Below are 18,701 nucleotides of genomic sequence, written 5' to 3'. Positions count from 1 at the left end.
TAATACAAAAACTACTCCAAGTGCAAAACTATTGGTGAATACGGTATCGTTATGATATTGAAAATAGTAAAGGTTAAAAAAGTAAAATAAATAGAAGATAATTAAAAAGCAAATTGCAATTCTTTTAAATTCTAATTTAAGTAAGAGCGCGTACAACAATACGATATAAGCAGTGAAACTAGCTAACATATAAAAATTATAGACTGAAAAATTAATTAATCCAGTCCATAATGTAAAGTATTTGCCTATAAATTCCGTTAAAAACGAAAATACAATTATAAACAATATAAATTTAGCTTTATTATTAGGCAATTTATAATAGAATCGAAATCCTATTAAACTTGATAATAAAGCTAAATAAATAATATAAAATCTTAAATCTTCAAACATTTATTAAATATAAGGGATTGGAGGTGGATTACCAATAGAGCCATAGTTTAATGGCGCAATATTCAAGGAGTCATCATTTTCTATAGATTTTTCTATTTTTGACACTTCTGTAGTTTTTTTAATTTTTTTTGTCCCTGTTGGAGCTAAAAAAATAGTTGTTAAACCTGCTTTTTCAGCATATGCTTTATCTTCGGGATATGCGCCAAAATGAAAGCGAATACCATCAATTTCACCTTTTTGCTTTTTTGCTTCAGCTTTTATGTAAGCAATATAGTTTTCTAATTCTACTATTGAAAACCAAATCGCATTAGCATCTTCTTTTTTTATAGCTTCCTTGATCAAAGGATATCTGGTTTTATTATAATTTTCATTTAGCAATTTAGCAAATTCTTTAGTAATAAGTTGTTTTGGCTTAATTGGTTTTTGTTCCATAATGTTTTTTAGTTAAGGTTATATTATTAAAAGGTAACAGGACAAAAATATTTCAATTCAGCAGATACCACAAGGGGAAATATCCCCTTTTTTTTAGGGTAAATCTAAAAATAAAATAGGGTGTCTTTACTCTTTTGTGAAAACTAGTTATGTCACAACTTTGTATCAATCCATTTGGTGCACAAAATGGAGAGGTGGAATCTGAAAAACCTTAATAAGAGAGTAAGAATTAAATTTTAATAATAATAGTTATGTCAAATTTAGTCGCAGAATTAAATAGTTTAGATTTTAGTGTTTACATCGGTGGACCATTACAAGCAGCTGTTCAAGCTCAAAATGCAGCCTCTATGGCACAAGTTAATTTTATACAATCAGTTGGTTTTGAAGATGGAGCTTCTGCTACTGATCCAAAAAAGTTACGTTATGTAGATTTCAACTATAAAAAATCGGTACCTAATCCAAATTATGATCCAGATCCTACAAAAGCATCCGTTCCAGGAAATACAAAATTTGATGATAAAGAGGTGGAAATTAGAGTTCCATTCTTAACGATGTTGTCTATTCCAAGTATCAGAATAGAAGAAATGACCATTGATTTCAATGCAAAGCTTACTTCTACAGAGACCAAAAGTGTTTCTAGTGAGTTTGCCGCAAGTGCTGAACTTGGTATTAATTACAAAATTGTCAATTTCAAAGCTTCTGCTTCGTACAAGAGGACTTCAGTTACGGGTTCAAATGTTGAGAAAACCTATAATCTAGGCGTACACGTTCGTGCTGTTAATGATGAATTACCAGCTGGATTAGATCGTATATTAACAATGCTAGAAGACAGTATAGCTAGTGTAAACGCGTAATAATATTAAAATAGATTGGCTGTCTTGTTGGGGTGGCCAATCTATTTAAAAAATAAGAAACTATGATAAAATTGAATGATTACCTAGGAAGTATTGTGGCTAGTTTTACCAATGCTAAAATAATGTCTGACCTTCAAACTGTAAAATTGGCCGAAGAATATGCAAAACATGATTATTTGAAACATTTTTCAATTCCAAGAATGCGTATTGACGATGTTGAAATGACAATTCCCATTGCTTTAGATGAAATTGAAAACATCTCAAAACCTCCAGTAATTGGTTTTGATAGTATCAAGATTAACACTTTAGTTTATAGTTTCCTATTAGAAAAATTTGGAATCTTAAAAATTACAAAAGAACCTACTAAATTGCTACAAACGGAGACAGCTAGACAAGTAAGTACTTTGGAAAAACAAATTAAACTAACCAACAATTTTGATTCAGTTTCGGGTTTTTCAAAAGAAATCGTAGTGTATTATTTAAAGATAATTGAAAAATATGCTTTGGTAAACAAAGAGGTATTAGCCAAAATGAACATTGATTTGATTGTTAGAGATTTAATAACAGTTTTAATGCGAGAAATTACAATTAGTAAAGAGGTGGAGGCTTTAGCTAATCTTAATATAGTTGTTGAAGCTAATAAATTAAGAGAACTTAAGTCTGAAAATTTAATCTACATTAAATTAAAAATTTCTGAAAACGGAATGGAGTGGAGTAGATCTGAAAATGCTAAAGGAGAAATAGAATCAAAATTATTACCTGAATAAAGATGAGAAAATCAACATTAAACCTAGTTAGCGTTTTGAAAAATAACTTGTTAGAGTTTCCAAAAATAACGAGAAGTCTTCAAACAAAAGATCCTTTATTTATCGAAAAATTAACAGCTTGGATTGCTAAAAATGAAGAGATTTTAAGCACATATACTATCAGTGAAGTAGCTGAATTGTCCGGTTTACAAAGTAAATTATTGATTCCAAGGTTTTCTGATAATAAAAGTATCTCTTTAAAGAAAGCACAATTAAAAGCTGCCTCGGAGATATTATATGATTTACAAAGCTTGATATTGACAGTTTTGAAACCCTTTGAATTAAAAGTTGAAGAGTGTAGAGAACTGGTAAAGCAAATCTTATTGATCATTAGCCAGGCAAAAGTTGTAAAGTATGATCCTGATTTGCCGTTTGAAAATTTTGTAGATGCTATCTGGAAATTTACGACGTCAAATGAACAATTACAAGCTGGAGCAATAAAATTGAAAACAATGTTGATTATGTCTGATATTCAAATGCTTATTGCCGAAGAAATAAACTTAGAAGATTATTGCTAAAAAGAAAACTGTAAACTATTTTTAGTCTTTCAAAATATTTAAAAAAGCGGTCGACTACAATTTAAAGCAACCGCTTTTTTAATTTCCTCAATATATATTATCTTAAAACGGCACCAAGTTCTGTTTCAAAGTTCTTTTGCAACTTACTCATAATTTTATCGATTTGAGCATCAGTAAGTGTTTTTGCATTGTCTTGAATGGTAAAACTCAAGGCATATGATTTTTTGCCTTCGGGTAAGTTTTGACCTTCGTAAACATCAAATAGATCAATGTTTTTCAAAAGTCCTTTTTCAGTTTGTCTAGCCAAGTTGTATAAGCTTTCATAACTAACTGTTTGATCTAGCAATAAAGCTAAGTCTCTGCGTACCTCAGGATATTTTGGAATCTCTGTATATTTAATTTTAGTACTTATTTTTTTAAGGATTAAATCCCAGTTAAAGTCAGCATAAAACACTTCTTGTTTGATTCCAAAATGCTTTAATATTACTTTTTTAACTACTCCTAATGAAACGATTGTGTCATTCCCAACAACTAGTGAAATTCCTTCAGCAAAAACATCAAGTTCAACTGGTTTAGTTTGTAATTTATCAATACCCAATCGAGATAAAATACCCAAAACATATCCTTTAAACAAAAAGAAATCAGAAGTTTTTTGTGTTTCAGTCCAGTTTTCTTGGTTTCTATTACCAGTAAGTAATAAACTTAAATGTTTTTTCTCTTCATAACCAGCAAGGTAATTGTGGTATGTTTTACCAAACTCAAATAATTTTAAATCAGCGTTTTTACGATTAATGTTATATGATACTGCTTCAAGACCAGAGAATAGTAATGATTGTCTCATGGTTGATAAATCAGCACTCAAAGGATTTAACATGGTTACATTATTCGTTGGATTTAGTTGATCAGAAAGTGTAACGTAGTTTGCCGTTGTCAATGAGTTAGCCATCATTTCATGAAATCCTTGAGAGTTCAATTGAGAGGCAATAACATTTTGAATTTTATAATCTTCGTTTCTTGGAGCGTTGAAAACGGTAGCATTCAATTTATTTGAAAAAGCAATATTGTTATAACCGTAAACTCTTAAAAGTTCTTCAATAACATCAATTTCTCTTTGAACATCAACACGGTACGCAGGAATAGTCAATCCCAGTCCAGCATCCGATACACTATTTACTTTAATGTCTAATGAAACCAGTATTTTTTTAATAGTATCTTTGGGAATTTCCTGCCCAATGATTTTATTAACATTTTTAAAGTTCAGAAAAACATTAAAATCTTCAATTTTCTTTGGATAGACATTCACTACATCTGATGTAATTTCACCACCGGCAACTTCTTGAATTAATAATGCGGCACGCTTTAAGGCATATTCAGTGATGCTAGGGTCAATTCCTCTTTCAAATCTAAAAGAGGCATCGGTATTAAGTTGGTGTCTTTTGGCTGTTTTTCTAATGCTTACAGGATTGAAATAGGCACTTTCCAAGAAAATAGAACTAGTGCTTTCTGAAACTCCAGATTTTTTCCCGCCAAAAACACCAGCAATACAAAGTGGTCCTTTTTCATCACAAATCATTAAGTCTTCCTCATGCAATTCTCTTTCAATATCATCAAGAGTGGTAAATTTTGTCCCCGTCGCAAGAGTTTGAACGACTACTTTTCCGTTTATTTTAGCAGCATCAAAGGCATGAAGGGGCTGACCCAATTCGTGTAAAACGTAATTCGTAACATCAACAATGTTATTTTTTGGGTTTAACCCAATAGCTTTTAATCTATTTTGTAACCAAGCAGGAGAAGGTTTTACTTCAATACCTGAGATTGTAACACCACAATATCTAGGTGCTAATTTTGGTTCTTTAACATCAATATCAATCTTTAAAGTTCTTTTATCTACTCTAAAATTACTAACTGAAGGTGTAATAAGCTCTACGCTAACTCCATTTTGTAACAGTCCTGCTCTCAAATCTCTTGCTGTACCTAGGTGACTCATGGCATCAGCACGATTTGGTGTTAATCCTATTTCAAAAACTTCATCATTTTCTATTTTAAACACAGTTGCAGCGGCTGTTCCAGGAACCAATGAATCGTCAAGGATCATGATTCCGTCGTGGCTTTCACCAAGACCTAATTCGTCTTCTGCACAAATCATACCGTGGCTTTCTTGACCTCTAATTTTTCCTTTCTTTATCGTAAAAGCATTACCCTCTTTATCATACAATTCAGTCCCAATAGTAGCAACAGGAACTTTTTGTCCTGCACCTACATTACTAGCACCACAAACTACTTGTATTGGTGTGCCGGTTCCTATATCAACAGTTGTTATTTTCAGTCTGTCAGCATCTGGATGTTGTACACATGTTAATACATGACCTATAACTACTCCTTCTAATCCTCCTTTAATAGATTGGTACTTTTCAATCACTTCTACTTCAAGCCCTAAGTCTGTAAGCAATGCAGCTGTTTCTTCGGATTTCCAGTCTATTTTTATAAATTGTTTTAACCAGTTGTATGATATTTTCATTTGTATTTTTTAATGATATTGCTTTACAAGTCCCGTTTTCAAAGACGCGTGCAAATATAAGGATTGCAGTTTGTAGTAAGAAACTATTTTTTTTGTTTTTTAAGTTATAATTGTATTCATTTTAAATTACTGATTTTTAAAACTTTTGAAAAAAAAATTAAAATTATTTAATTCGTATAAAATTATATTTAAAAAAATGTATTTGAAAATTTTATGCTATAAATTGAATGAATTATGCTATTTAGTTTCTTAAAAGTTAAATATTTTTGGATAAACTAAAAAAAAGTATAAAATGAGTACATTACTTCAAAGACCTGAATTTAAGGCTAAATATGATAATTATATTGGAGGAAAATTTATTGCTCCTGTAAATGGGAACTATTTTGATGTTGTTTCACCTGTAGATGGTAAAGTGTACACACTAGCAGCACACTCCAGTAAAGAAGATTTAGAACTTGCCGTAGATCATGCGTATAATGCCTTTCAAACTTGGGGTAAAACATCGGTTACAGAACGAAGTAATTTATTGAATAAAATAGCACAAGTTATTGAGGACAATCTTGAATATCTAGCTATTGTTGAGACTATTGATAACGGAAAAGCCATTCGTGAAACTATGGCCGCAGATTTACCTCTTGCTATAGATCATTTTCGTTATTTTGCAAGTGTAATTAGAGCTGAGGAAAGCACTATTACAGAGCTTGATTCTCAAACGGTTTCAATTGCATTAAGTGAACCTCTTGGAGTTATTGCACAAATTATCCCATGGAATTTCCCTATTCTTATGGCTGTTTGGAAACTTGCTCCTGCACTTGCTGCAGGAAATACTGTAGTTTTGAAACCAGCCGAAAGCACGCCAATTTCAATACTTATCCTTATGGAACTTATTGGGGATTTATTACCAGCTGGAGTTGTAAATATTGTAAACGGTTTTGGATCTGAATTAGGTCGTGCCTTGGTAACCAATAAAAAAGTATCAAAAGCAGCATTTACAGGGTCAACTCCTACGGGAAGATTAGTGATGCAATACGCTACAGAAAATATTATACCAGTAACATTAGAACTAGGAGGTAAGTCCCCTAATATTTTTATGAAATCTGTTGCTGACGCAGATGATGATTTCTTTGACAAAGCTGTTGAAGGTGCCGTAATGTTTGCATTAAATCAAGGTGAAATATGTACTTGTCCATCCAGATTATTGGTACATGAAGACATTTACGATCAATTTATTGCAAGAGTTATTGAGCGAACCAATGCCATAAAATTAGGTAACCCTCTTGATACAAACACCATGATGGGCGCACAAACCTCATTAGTTCAACAAGAGAAGATTATGGCCTATATTAACCTTGGTATTGAGGAAGGTGCCGTACTATTAGCAGGTGGCGAGGCAAATGAGATGGGTGATGATTTATCTGAGGGGTATTATATCAAGCCTACTTTATTTAAAGGACACAATAAAATGCGCATCTTTCAAGAAGAAATTTTTGGACCTGTACTTGCAATTACCACATTTAAGACTACAGAAGAGGCAATTGCCATAGCAAATGATACCATGTATGGACTAGGAGCTGGTTTATGGACTCGCGATGCGCATGAAATTTATCAGGTTCCAAGGGCAATTCAAGCGGGTAGAGTTTGGATCAATCAGTATCATTCTTATCCAGCAGGTGCGCCTTTTGGAGGTTACAAACAATCTGGAATTGGTAGAGAAAACCACAAAATGATGCTAGGACACTACCGTCAAACCAAAAATATGCTTATTTCTTATGATAAAAAGAAGTTGGGTTTCTTTTAATAATTTCAATTTTTAATAAACCTCATTTCATTAACAAACCTGGCAGTTCTCTCTGTCGGGTTTTTAAATTAATATAATAAAGATGCAAAAAAGAATAGATGCCACAGAAAAAGCAATAGAATTAATTAAAATTTTAAAAGAAAAACACGGTGATTTGATGTTCTATCAAGCAGGAGGATGTTGCGAAGGTACGCAGCCACAATGTTTTGAAAAAGGAGGTTTTTATCAAAGAATGGGGGATGTGTGCATTGGTACGATTGAAAACACAGAATTTTGGGTGGATAAAGATTTATTCGAATATTGGAAACATGCTCACTTTACTTTAGATGTTATTGATGCTTTTGGTGTAGGTGGTTTTTCATTAGAAACTCCGATGAAAAAAACATTTAAAATTATTTACCGACTCTTTACACCCGAGGAAACTGCTTCTTTAGAACCTGTATTTTATATCGAATGAATTAATTAACATACAACAATTGGTATTGTTTTGGGGTAATACCTTCATGTTTTTTAAAGAGTCTAATGAAATAATTACAATCTTCAAAACCAGACAGATAACATATTTCGTTGATTTGCATGCTCGGGTTTTTTAAAAGTTGTTTGGCGCATTTTATCTTTTCGTTTATTATGAATTCAACGGGTGTCATGCCCAATTCTCTTTTAAAAAACCGATAAAAAGATGTTGTACTCATACATGCTTTTTCGCTAAGTAGCTTCATGCTAAATTTCTCCTTTAAATTTTGTCTTATAAATTCAATAACAGGATTCATAGGATTATTAGTTTGCGAAAACGAGCCTTCACTCACTGCTTTTGCTGTTTGAGTTTGAATAATCCTAATTAATAATTCTTGCAAAGTTAGGTCGGCAAGTGCATCTTTGGTTATGGAGACACTCATACATTCTTTAATCAGTTTGTTGATTGTTGTGGCTAATTCAATATTGTTGTAAAAAAAATAATTTTGGTAATTCAATTGCCAGAATTGATTATCACCTTCTTTAGGATATCTTTCGTTTAAAAAATGTAAAGTATCTGTTATTTTTTTCGGGTCTATCGCCAAAGCTAAACACTGGGTAGGGTTGTTTTTTGAAGCTTCTGGAAAATCAATTTTCATAGCTACATTTGATGGTATAACAACTGTTTCGCCTGGCAAATACACAAAACCAGGATCATCAAAAAGGTGCATTACTTTTTTACCTCTCAACATACTAGTAACTACAAAATCATTAAATTGTAATGGTACTGAAGTTGATGTTTCGTAGGTTTCGAAAATATTTAATTCACAGTGATTTAGTGAGTAAACAGTTCTGTTTTCTACTAATGTTTTTAAAGATTTTTCACTTGTTAATAATGGTGGTTGTATTAAAGCTCGATTCGTATTCATATCCTTAAATTTGTTAAAAAACAGAATCTAAATTTACAAAATTAAATAGCTAGTAATTGAAACTTTAACACAATTTAAATAAGTTCCTCTATATGCTTCTTGATGTTGGCAGCAATTTTTGGAGTGGGTAAATCATTCTCATCAGTACCAAAAGGATCCTCTATTTCCTCTGCTATTAATTCAAGACTAGCTAGTACATAAAAGATAAAAATTACAACTGGTACCACATAATAACCTAAACTAAAAGAGTATCCAAAAGGTAAAGTCATTACATAAAAGAATATGAATTTTTTCAAGAAAGCGCTGTAGGAATAAGGAATAGGCGTATTTTTTATTCTCTCACAAGCGCCACATATTTCGGTAAATGATTTTACCTCTTCATTTAATACGATCAATTGATCACCAGAAATTACATTTGTTTTATAAAGCTCATTTATTTTTTTAAACAATAATTTAGCAACTTGATTCGGTTTGTGTTTTTCATGGTCTATTTCAATTATGGAATCATCAAACAATTCTTTACTAGTTTCTATATCCTTTAGATGCTCATCAAGAACAGTTGCGTACGTAGGAATCCATTTTTTAAAATATTCTAGATCCTCCTTATTAGTAAGCATTACCGAAAGTTTAATGGCAAAATTACGGCTATTATTCACGAGTGAACCCCATAATTTTCGACCTTCCCACCATCTATCATAGGCTGTATTGGTTCTAAAAACAAGTAAAAGTGATATTACAAAACCAAGCATACCGTGCATAATGGTAATATTCTTTACATAACTGTTGTCACCAAGTTTAAAATATTCAACTTCTAGATATCCAACAAAGCCAGAGTAGATACCAATAGCAATCATAATCGGAAACAGTGTCCTAAACGTATCTGCTTTGTGAAATCTAAAAATAAATGTAAACCAATCTTTGGTATTGTATGAAATCATAATGCTACTTAAATTTTTAGAACACCAAATTTCCAGCCAATTCTCTAAGTGCTATTTCTGAGAGTTTTCCTTGAAATTTAGCATTGTTATAACGCACTTTTGCATTCACATAATTGAGCTGTGCGGTTCTAAACTCCAGGGTTGTTATTGTTCCTATTCTAAATTTGTCAAGGGTAATATTTAAATTTTGCTTGGCTATAGCCTCGTTGTTCTCTTCTAGTGTGATCAACTCTAAATTAGTTAAATACGTTTGGTAAGTAGTCGCTAATTGGGAGTTGAGAATCAGATTTTGTTGATCAATATTCAATTTGGCATTTTCAACAAGTAATGAAGCCACTTTTTCGTTTCTTCTTTGATTGAATCCATCAAAAATATTTACTGATGCTGTAAAACCATAATTAAAACCTCGAGACTGTGCTTGAGCCACAAATCCTAAACTAGATTGACTTTCAGAAAAATTATAGGCACTATTAACACGTATGGTAGGGTATCGTCCTGCTTTTACTTGTTTTAGTTCCAATTCGGCTACTCTTTTATTGATTATTTGTGCTTCTATTTGCGGGTTTTGCTTTTCTGCCAGTGCCTTAAGTTCAGGTAGTAGTAACAATTTATCTACATCTAATTTATCAATAACTGTAAAGTTTGTAGTAACATCTCTTGCTAAAAGTTGGTTCAAAGCAATTTTACCGTTAGCATATAATTCTTTCTGACGCAACAAAGCTACTTGATCAGTGTTTAAGTCTACTTGGGCATTCAAAACCTCAAGCTTTGATGCTTTACCAATTGTGAATCTGTTTTGAGCGAGTTGCAATCGTTGATTTGAGATGACAATTGTAGTGTCAAGTGCAGCAAGTTGTTGTTGTTGCTGCACTAAGTCATAGTAAGCCGCATTTACATCGCTAATTCTAGTAATGATGGCAAGTTTAAGTTGCGCTTCTCCTAGTTTTTGTAACTCTTTTAACTGATCTCTTCTAGCAAACATGCGCATTCCGTCAAAAATGGTCCAATCTAATCCTACGCCGTAGGTTAAACTGTTGTTTTTCGCATTATCAAGTTCGTTTTTGGTTCCGTCCTGTCTGGTTTGTGAACTATTTTGTATGCTATTATTATCAACAACATTTGCTGACAGAGTTGGTAGCATGCCAGCATTTCCTAAACTTACATTTGTTTTTTGAATTAAGGAATTATTGGATGCAATTTTAATTTCATAATTGTTTTCTAATGCAATTTTTAATGCAATTTCAAGTGAGAGAACTTCTTGAGCCTCAACTTTTGGTATAAAAAATAACAGTAAAATAAAACTGTTTAACAGTATTTTAGTATGTTTCATAGGTTTCTTATTTTGTTTAGATTTTATTGTAAAATCCTTTTTAATAATCTAAACAGCTCTATTTTATAATTTTAATTAAAATTTTTCTCATACTCCTCAATATGATCAAATTCTGGATAATGTTTACGAGCTTTAGACCACATTAAGTAAAGTGCTGGAATTACAAATAGTGTCAGTACTAATGAAAAAATAGTTCCTCCTACAATAACTACTCCCATTCCTATTCTACTTGTAGATGCCGCTCCTAGAGATAATGCAATAGGTAAAGCACCTAGAGAAATGGCTAAACTAGTCATTAATATCGGTCGCAATCTCGCTTCTGATGCTTCAAGAATCGCCTCTAATTTTGGTTTTCCTTGTTCTCGTAACTGATTGGCAAATTCGACAATAAGGATTCCATTTTTGGTTACCAAACCAATAAGCATTACGGTTCCAATTTGACTAAAAATATTCCAAGTTTGATCAAATAACCACAATGAAAATAAAGCTCCCGCAACGGCCATTGGCACAGTCAAAATAATAATGAATGGATCAATAAAACTTTCAAATTGCGCTGCTAGTATTAAGAATATCAACAATAAGGCAAGCCCAAAAGCGAATGCAGTATTTGAACTACTTTCAACAAAATCCCGAGATTCACCGCCCAAGTCGGTTGTAAAAGTATCGTCAAGCACTTTTGCTTTTATTTCGTTCATGGCATCAATACCGTCGCTAATACTTTTGCCTGGAGCAAGACCTGCAGATACTGTTGCAGCCATATAACGGTTGTTGTGGTACAATTGCGGCGGATTGCTTTTTTCCTCAATGGTCACAACATTATCCATTTGAATTAATTGTCCCATATTATTTTTTACAAACATTGAGGTTAAGTCTAACGGTTTTGATCTGTCTTCTTGATCAAATTGTCCAATGACTTGATACTGTTTTCCGTTCCTCATAAAATATCCAAAACGTTGTCCGCTCAAAGAAAGTTGCAGCGTTTGTGCAATATCAATAACTGATATACCCAAGCTTTCTGCTTTTTCTCTATCTATGGTAACATTTACTTCGGGTTTATTGAATTTTAAGTTTACATCACTTACCGCAAACGTTGGATTCTTAGATACTTCATCCATAAAAAGCGGAATTTTCTCTTCAAGTTTGTTAAAGTTAGGTGCTTGAATAATGTACTGAATTGGTAACCCACCACGTCTATTTACGGCAATGGTCGGCTGTTCTATCACTGATGTCTTTGCATCAGGATATTGTTTCGTCCATTTGGTAAGTTTTTCGGCTATTTCTTTTTGTGTATTTGGTCTTTCATTGGGTTGAACCAAAGATACTCGTATGAAACCACTGTTTACAGATGAAGACCCAAAACCAGGAGAAGTGATTACTAAAGCCACTTTTTTGGCAGGAATAGAATCATCAACCAATTTAGAAATTTCTTGCATGAATCGGTCGGTGTATTCATATGAGGACCCTTCGGGAGTAGACATACGCAATACAAAACCAGAACGGTCGTCATAAGGTGCGGTTTCCTTTTGCAAAAGTGTAAAGAACATATATATCAATCCGAAACAAGCAATCAAGATTGGGAAACTCAACCATTTTTTCTTCATGAAACTTGATAACGCACTTGCATAACCATTGTTAAGTCTTTCAAAATAAGGTTCAGTACGAATGTAGAATTTTGATTTTTTTTGTTCGCCACCTTTCATTAAATACGCATTCAACATTGGCGTAAGCGTCAAGGATACAAAAGCGGATATCAATACGGCAGCTCCTATGACTACTCCAAATTCCCGAAAGAGTCGGCCAACAAATCCTTCTAAAAAGATTACAGGAAGAAAAACCGCGGCTAATGTGATTGAGATTGAAATTACGGCAAAGAAGATCTCATTCGATCCCTTAATCGCAGCTTCGATAGGTGTCATACCTTCTTCTACTTTCTTGAAGATATTTTCGGTCACCACAATCCCATCATCAACTACAAGACCTGTAGCGAGAACGATAGCTAATAATGTCAATACATTTATAGAGAAACCAAAGAGCCACATAATAAAGAACGTAGCGATTAATGATACTGGAATATCAATTAAAGGTCTAAAAGCAATTGCCCAGTCTCTAAAGAATAAATAGATGATTAAAATTACCAAAATAATTGAGATTCCTAACGTTTCAGCAACTTCAATAACTGATTTTTTTACAAATATGGTATTGTCTATGGCAATATTAAGCTTGATATCTTTTGGTAAATCTTTCTTTAATTTTTCGAATTCTTTATAAAATGCGGCCGAAATATCCAAATAATTAGCACCAGGTAGCGGTACAATCGCAATTCCTACAAGAGGAGTACCTGACTGAGTCATTTTGGTTTCGGTGTTTTCAGGGCCTATGCTTGCTGTTCCTACATCACTAAAACGCACTACTTTTTCTCCTTCAGTTCGAATAATTATATTGTTAAACTCCTCGGCAGTTGAAAGATTTCCAATTGTTTTTACAGTAAGTTCCGTATTGTTTCCGGTTAATTTTCCAGATGGTAACTCCACATTTTGTTTGTTCAATGCATCACGCACTTCAGCTACTGTACAACCGTAAGCAGCAAGCTTCACGGGATCAATCCACAAGCGCATGGCATAACGTTTTTGACCCCAAATTTGAACGCCACTTACACCCGGAATTGTTTCTAGACGTTGTGAGATAACGTTTTCAGCATAATCACTTAATTCTAAAGCATTACGAGTATCACTTTGTACTGTCATAGAGATAATTGCATCTCCGTTGGCATCAGCTTTTGAAACTACTGGCGGACTGTCAATATCTTGTGGTAAGTTACGCACTGCTTGTGATACTTTATCACGTACATCATTAGCAGCATCTTCAAGATTTTTATCTAAGTTAAATTCAATGGTGATGTTGCTGCTCCCTTGAGCGCTAGATGAAGTTACGTTTCTAATACCATCTATTGAATTTATCGCCTTTTCTAGCGGTTCAGTAATTTGTGATTCAATAATATCAGCATTAGCACCAGCATAACGGGTACTGATGGATACTTGTGCGGGATCTATAGAGGGAAATTCTCGTACTCCAAGAAAGGTATAACCAATCAATCCAAACAAAACAATGGCTACATTGATTACGATGGTAAATACAGGTCTTCTAATACTAGTGGTTGATAAACTCATTTAAGGATTATAATTAAAGTTGCTAATTTAGATTTTGGTTTGCAAGATTCTAAAAGCTTTTTTTATTTGATTTTTACTTTTACTGGAGTTTCATCTTTTAAGGACATTACTCCACTTGTAATAACAGTATCACCTGCTTTTAATCCAGATAGTACAAGTAATGAAGAAGCAGTTCTAGTAGCAGTTTCAATCATAACTTCTTTGGCTTGACCGTTACTTGTAATAAATACTTTCTTTCCTTTTTGTACTGGGATTACTGCTTCGGTAGGAACTACAATGGCATCTTTTATAATATCTAGCGGCAATTCTACGTCAGCAAAAGTACCTGGTAATAAAATTCCGTTTTTATTATCTGCAATAGCACGAACTTGAAGTGTACGTGTAGCTACTTCAACCTCTGGTTCTATGGCGTATACTTTGGCACTAAATATTTCAGTAGATCCTGCAACCTTAAAACTCAGCGAAGTGCTGTTTTTAACTTGAGTAGCATATTTTTCAGGAATAGAAAATGTAATTTTTAATTTGCCTGTATTAACCAGTTTTGCAACAAGAATAGCAGGAGTGATGTACGTTCCTGGTGATATGGATCGCAATCCTATTTTACCAGAGAAAGGTGCTCTTACTGCTGTTTTTGCTATTTGAGCTCTTATCAATTGACTTTGTGCTTGTGCTGATTTTAAATCGGCTCGAGCCAAATCAAATTCTTCCTGACTAATGGCTTCTTTTTGCAATAATAATTTTGCTCTTCGCTCATTTTCTGATGCTAAACCTTCGCGAGTAGTAGTTTGTCTTAGTTGTGCACGCAGTTCAATATCATTTACCTTGAATAAGATTTGACCTTTACTAACATTGCTTCCTTCTTGAAAATAAATTCCTTCTACAATTCCAGATACTTCACTTCTAATCTCGACTTGTTCATTAGCCTCTATGGATCCAGATAATGATAAATTGTTATCAAAAGTTTCTGGAGTGGCAACAATTCCAGTTACATTCATGGTTTTGCCTTTTCCTTTTGGGTCTTTAGAGTCGCCACCTTCGCTTTTGTTTTCGCTAATACGGTATCCTATAAAACCAATAAATCCGATGAGTAACAAGGCGTAAACGAGGTATTTTATTTTCATAATTTGAGTTGTAAAGTAAGATTTAGTTGCAATAAAATAAGTTAAATTCAAAATTAGCCTTTATGATTGAATATTGACTTCATGTTAATTATTATTTAACGTTTGTACCTACAAGTATTAACAATAAAAACAAAAATGCCACTTCACAATAAAAATGCTAAAAAAACTTTGACATTAGAAAAGCCTAAAGGTTTAATCTCTGTTTGTAAAAAAATATTATTTTTTGATAAATTATAATAAAGGGTTTAGAAAATGAAGATTATTCTTAAAAAGAATCCTTAAAAGAAGATTGCAATTATGCATTGTGTAAAATAGATCAAAAAGGAAATAGTTCATTTTAGACTATTTCGAATCCTAGGCATATTAAAACCGAGTATAATTTAACTGATATAGTTCCAGATATTTTTCTTTTTTGTCATTTCTATAAAAACCGCGCGTAGTGCTGCATGTTCTGGTTTTTGCATGGGAGCATCATCCTTTAATAATTTGACAGCATAACTACGAGCGAGAGCCAAGGTATCTCTGTCTCGAACTAAATCAGCTATTTGAAGATTTAAAACGCCACTTTGTTGTGTTCCCATGATGTCACCAGGTCCTCGGAGTTTAAGGTCTACTTCTGCAATTTCAAAACCATCGTTAGTTTGTACCATGGTTTCCATTCTGGTTTTACTATCGTTACTCAATTTATGGCTTGTCATCAATATGCAATAACTTTGTTCAGCTCCTCGACCTACACGTCCGCGTAATTGGTGTAGCTGTGATAACCCAAAACGTTCTGCACTTTCAATAATCATAACACTCGCATTGGGTACATTTACTCCAACTTCAATTACCGTAGTTGCAACCATAATGTTGGTTTTACCTTCAGCAAAACGCTTCATTTCGGCATCTTTATCTGCGGGTTTCATTTTTCCGTGAAGAATAGAAATGGCATATTGCGGTAAAGGAAAATCTCTTGAAATACTCTCGTAACCGTCCATTAAATCTTTGAAATCCATTTTTTCAGATTCTTGAATTAATGGGTACACAATATAAATTTGGCGGCCCAAAGCAATTTCATCCCGAATAAATTTCCAGACTTTTAATCGGTTACTATCGTATCTATGAACTGTTTGTATGGGTTTACGTCCCGGCGGAAGTTCATCAATAACCGAAATATCAAGATCGCCATAAAGGCTCATGGCTAGTGTTCTAGGTATAGGAGTTGCAGTCATTACTAGAACGTGTGGAGGAACAATTTCCCCACCTTTTATTGGATCAGGATTTGATTTTTTCCACAATTTAGAGCGTTGTTCAACCCCAAAACGATGTTGTTCATCAATAACTGCAAGACCTAGATTTTTAAATTTTACTTTATCCTCTAGTAAAGCATGTGTACCAATGAGTAGGTGCAAAGATCCATTTTCTAATTCTTCATGAATAATGCGGCGTTGAGCAATTTTTGTAGATCCTGTTAGTAATTTTATATTGATGTTTAATGATTGCGCTAGTTCTGATAATCCTATAAAATGTTGGTTGGCTAGAATTTCGGTAGGAGCCATCAAGCACGCTTGGTAGCCATTATCAAGTGCCAAAAGCATGCTCATAAAAGCTACAATGGTTTTGCCAGAACCTACATCACCTTGTAACAAACGATTCATTTGGGCTTGGCTACCCATATCCGATCTAATTTCTTTAACGACTCTTTTTTGAGCATTTGTCAATTGAAAAGGCAAATGATTTTGATAGAAATCATTAAAATACTGACCAACGGTAGTAAATGGGTGCCCTTTTATTTTGTGCTTTCGAACTAAGTTTTTAGTTATCAATTGCAACTGAATGAAAAATAACTCTTCAAAAATAAGCCTGAATTTGGCTTTAGCCAATACCTCCGTATTTTTTGGGAAGTGAATATTGAATAAAGCAGCATTTTTTGGAATTAGTTTTAATTCATCAATGATTTTTGCGGGCAAAGTTTCAGTAAACAAAGTGTGCGTTTCATGAAACAATTGCTGCATGAGTTTGTTAATCACTCTGTTTGTAATACCTCTGTTTGTCAAGGTTTCAGTTGATGGATATACGGGTTGCATGGCCGATCGTAAGCTTTTTTCATGCTCGCTCAACAATTCAATTTCTGGATGCGCCATATTGAAGTTACTACCAAAAGCAGTACATTTTCCAAAAATAACACACATTTCATTAATCTTTAGGCTTTCCCTAATCCACTTGTGACCCTGAAACCACACAAGTTCCATTTGGCCTGTATTATCAACAAAAGTAGCTACTAATCTTTTTTGATTCTTGCCAAATTCAACCGTTTTAATGTTTACAATTTTACCAATAATTTGAATTTCAGCAACTGAACCAGCACTTCTAGAATGTAGTTCATTAATTTTATAATACCGTGTCCGGTCAATATATCGGTTTGGAAAGAAATTGATTAAATCCTGATACTTATAGATTCCTAATTCTTTTCTAAGTAGTTCAGCCCTGTTGGGACCAACGCCTTTCAAAAATTCAATAGGGGTAAGTAAGAGGTTGTTTGACATTGAAAATTAATTAATTGTGGATCTTTTAGTGCATTTAATAACACTGAGCTTAAAGCGTAATTCTGTTTTGATAATTTGTAAAATGCGAAGATAGTTTATTGATTGGAAATTTGGAAATGAGTTCTTTTGGAAATGGAGTAGCAATCATATATATTTGGTACTAAAATTAAGGAGTTGTTTTTTTAATGATCTTCTAAAAGTTCATAATCTAATAAAACTACTCAAAACTCTTGAAAAAAAATAAAAAATGACAACTCATCTCGCATTACTTCGTGGCATCAACGTATCTGGTCACAGTATGATTAAAATGGAAGCGCTAAAATCAGCTTTAGAAGCAATAGGTTTTCATAATGTACAAACATACATTCAATCTGGTAATGTTTTTGTGGATACGGATGAGCAAAGTGGCGCCGCGGTAGGATTTAAAATAAAACAAGAAATTTTTAAAGTTTTTGGACATGAAGTTCCAGTTGTGGTTGTTACGCAAGGAGATTTAGAAAGATGTTTTCAGGAAAATCCCTATTTAAAAGAGAAAGAAATTGATACTAAAAAGTTATACGTTGCATTTTTGTCTACAACTTTGCAGGGAAATAGTATGAATGATCTTAAAATTAGTCAATTTAAGCCAGATGAAGCCAGTATTGACGGAAATAAAATTTTTATAAAATATGCTGTTGGAGCTGGTAAAACGAGGTTAGATCAAAAATATATTGAAAAAAAATTAAATGTTATTGCAACAATTCGAAATTGGAACACCGTTACTAATTTGCTGCAAATTTATAAGGAGCGAATGGGAAATGACTTGCTATAAGCTAAAAATTATTTTTTTGTAGTTCATCAAATTTCGTTTTTTTAAGTACCTAAAAAAGAATAAACCTAATTGCGAATTTTGTATCTTTAAACAACTTTTAAATTGAAA

General features: G+C 33.1%; 14 protein-coding genes. 6 read left to right on the top strand and 8 right to left on the bottom strand.

Going from position 1 to position 18,701, the window contains the following annotated elements; all coding sequences use genetic code 11:
• Positions 1–393 precede the first annotated feature (393 nt).
• The gene (locus K5V07_RS08220) at positions 394–822 is read right to left on the bottom strand and encodes a hypothetical protein (protein ID WP_221917082.1); all 429 of its coding nucleotides are present in this window, start codon (positions 820–822) and stop codon (positions 394–396) included.
• A 251-nt stretch (positions 823–1,073) separates the two neighbouring features.
• Between K5V07_RS08220 and K5V07_RS08215 the strand changes: the two genes are divergently transcribed.
• The 3 genes from K5V07_RS08215 to K5V07_RS08205 all read left to right on the top strand — a co-directional run bounded on the left by K5V07_RS08215 (position 1,074) and on the right by K5V07_RS08205 (position 3,000).
• On the top strand, positions 1,074–1,676 hold the full coding sequence (locus tag K5V07_RS08215; RefSeq protein WP_221917081.1) for a DUF2589 domain-containing protein: 603 nt from the start codon (positions 1,074–1,076) through the stop codon (positions 1,674–1,676).
• A 62-nt stretch (positions 1,677–1,738) separates the two neighbouring features.
• The gene (locus K5V07_RS08210; protein ID WP_221917080.1) at positions 1,739–2,443 is read left to right on the top strand and encodes a hypothetical protein; all 705 of its coding nucleotides are present in this window, start codon (positions 1,739–1,741) and stop codon (positions 2,441–2,443) included.
• Between the two features lie 2 nt (positions 2,444–2,445).
• The gene (locus K5V07_RS08205; RefSeq protein ID WP_221917079.1) at positions 2,446–3,000 is read left to right on the top strand and encodes a hypothetical protein; all 555 of its coding nucleotides are present in this window, start codon (positions 2,446–2,448) and stop codon (positions 2,998–3,000) included.
• Positions 3,001–3,097: 97 nt separating this feature from the next.
• Here K5V07_RS08205 and pheT read toward each other — a convergent pair whose 3' ends face one another.
• Positions 3,098–5,518: a phenylalanine--tRNA ligase subunit beta gene (gene pheT, locus K5V07_RS08200; protein WP_221917078.1), complete on the bottom strand. Its 2,421-nt coding sequence runs from the start codon at positions 5,516–5,518 to the stop codon at positions 3,098–3,100.
• A gap of 292 nt (positions 5,519–5,810) precedes the next feature.
• On the opposite strand from pheT, the gene K5V07_RS08195 reads away from it, so the two are divergent.
• Both K5V07_RS08195 and K5V07_RS08190 read left to right on the top strand, forming a co-directional pair.
• Positions 5,811–7,316, top strand: coding sequence for an aldehyde dehydrogenase family protein (locus K5V07_RS08195; protein ID WP_221917077.1), 1,506 nt, complete (start codon positions 5,811–5,813; stop codon positions 7,314–7,316).
• A gap of 82 nt (positions 7,317–7,398) precedes the next feature.
• Entirely contained in the window at positions 7,399–7,773 is a 375-nt protein-coding gene (locus K5V07_RS08190; RefSeq protein WP_144891042.1) for a DUF779 domain-containing protein, read from the top strand.
• A 1-nt stretch (position 7,774) separates the two neighbouring features.
• Here K5V07_RS08190 and K5V07_RS08185 read toward each other — a convergent pair whose 3' ends face one another.
• From K5V07_RS08185 to recG, 6 genes are all read right to left on the bottom strand, one after another.
• Positions 7,775–8,698, bottom strand: coding sequence for an AraC family transcriptional regulator (locus K5V07_RS08185; protein ID WP_221917076.1), 924 nt, complete (start codon positions 8,696–8,698; stop codon positions 7,775–7,777).
• Between the two features lie 74 nt (positions 8,699–8,772).
• Positions 8,773–9,636: a bestrophin family protein gene (locus K5V07_RS08180; RefSeq protein ID WP_221917075.1), complete on the bottom strand. Its 864-nt coding sequence runs from the start codon at positions 9,634–9,636 to the stop codon at positions 8,773–8,775.
• Positions 9,637–9,652: 16 nt separating this feature from the next.
• Positions 9,653–10,966, bottom strand: a complete 1,314-nt coding sequence (locus K5V07_RS08175) for a TolC family protein (protein ID WP_221917074.1) — start codon at positions 10,964–10,966, stop codon at positions 9,653–9,655.
• A 71-nt stretch (positions 10,967–11,037) separates the two neighbouring features.
• Positions 11,038–14,133, bottom strand: coding sequence for an efflux RND transporter permease subunit (locus tag K5V07_RS08170; RefSeq protein ID WP_221917073.1), 3,096 nt, complete (start codon positions 14,131–14,133; stop codon positions 11,038–11,040).
• Between the two features lie 62 nt (positions 14,134–14,195).
• Entirely contained in the window at positions 14,196–15,254 is a 1,059-nt protein-coding gene (locus tag K5V07_RS08165) for an efflux RND transporter periplasmic adaptor subunit (protein ID WP_221917072.1), read from the bottom strand.
• A gap of 380 nt (positions 15,255–15,634) precedes the next feature.
• Positions 15,635–17,782 (bottom strand): ATP-dependent DNA helicase RecG, encoded by a 2,148-nt coding sequence (recG, locus tag K5V07_RS08160; protein WP_221917071.1) that lies wholly within the window; start codon positions 17,780–17,782, stop codon positions 15,635–15,637.
• Positions 17,783–18,029: 247 nt separating this feature from the next.
• On the opposite strand from recG, the gene K5V07_RS08155 reads away from it, so the two are divergent.
• Positions 18,030–18,593, top strand: coding sequence for a DUF1697 domain-containing protein (locus tag K5V07_RS08155; protein ID WP_182651022.1), 564 nt, complete (start codon positions 18,030–18,032; stop codon positions 18,591–18,593).
• The last annotated feature ends 108 nt before the right edge of the window (positions 18,594–18,701 follow it).

The organism is Flavobacterium sp. CHNK8 (assembly GCF_019774515.1).
GTDB lineage: Bacteria > Bacteroidota > Bacteroidia > Flavobacteriales > Flavobacteriaceae > Flavobacterium > Flavobacterium tiangeerense.
The sequence above is the reverse complement of the archived record's forward strand: the minus strand, read 5'-3'. Positions and strand labels throughout refer to the sequence as shown.

What these genes read in the sequence shown, in the direction of transcription:
- K5V07_RS08220 (WP_221917082.1), bottom strand. Translation starts at nt 822, where the DNA reads ATGGAACAAAAACCAATTAAGCCAAAACAACTTATTACTAAAGAATTT.
- K5V07_RS08215 (WP_221917081.1), top strand. Translation starts at nt 1,074, where the DNA reads ATGTCAAATTTAGTCGCAGAATTAAATAGTTTAGATTTTAGTGTTTAC.
- K5V07_RS08210 (WP_221917080.1), top strand. Translation starts at nt 1,739, where the DNA reads ATGATAAAATTGAATGATTACCTAGGAAGTATTGTGGCTAGTTTTACC.
- K5V07_RS08205 (WP_221917079.1), top strand. Translation starts at nt 2,446, where the DNA reads ATGAGAAAATCAACATTAAACCTAGTTAGCGTTTTGAAAAATAACTTG.
- pheT (WP_221917078.1), bottom strand. Translation starts at nt 5,518, where the DNA reads ATGAAAATATCATACAACTGGTTAAAACAATTTATAAAAATAGACTGG.
- K5V07_RS08195 (WP_221917077.1), top strand. Translation starts at nt 5,811, where the DNA reads ATGAGTACATTACTTCAAAGACCTGAATTTAAGGCTAAATATGATAAT.
- K5V07_RS08190 (WP_144891042.1), top strand. Translation starts at nt 7,399, where the DNA reads ATGCAAAAAAGAATAGATGCCACAGAAAAAGCAATAGAATTAATTAAA.
- K5V07_RS08185 (WP_221917076.1), bottom strand. Translation starts at nt 8,698, where the DNA reads ATGAATACGAATCGAGCTTTAATACAACCACCATTATTAACAAGTGAA.
- K5V07_RS08180 (WP_221917075.1), bottom strand. Translation starts at nt 9,636, where the DNA reads ATGATTTCATACAATACCAAAGATTGGTTTACATTTATTTTTAGATTT.
- K5V07_RS08175 (WP_221917074.1), bottom strand. Translation starts at nt 10,966, where the DNA reads ATGAAACATACTAAAATACTGTTAAACAGTTTTATTTTACTGTTATTT.
- K5V07_RS08170 (WP_221917073.1), bottom strand. Translation starts at nt 14,133, where the DNA reads ATGAGTTTATCAACCACTAGTATTAGAAGACCTGTATTTACCATCGTA.
- K5V07_RS08165 (WP_221917072.1), bottom strand. Translation starts at nt 15,254, where the DNA reads ATGAAAATAAAATACCTCGTTTACGCCTTGTTACTCATCGGATTTATT.
- recG (WP_221917071.1), bottom strand. Translation starts at nt 17,782, where the DNA reads ATGTCAAACAACCTCTTACTTACCCCTATTGAATTTTTGAAAGGCGTT.
- K5V07_RS08155 (WP_182651022.1), top strand. Translation starts at nt 18,030, where the DNA reads ATGACAACTCATCTCGCATTACTTCGTGGCATCAACGTATCTGGTCAC.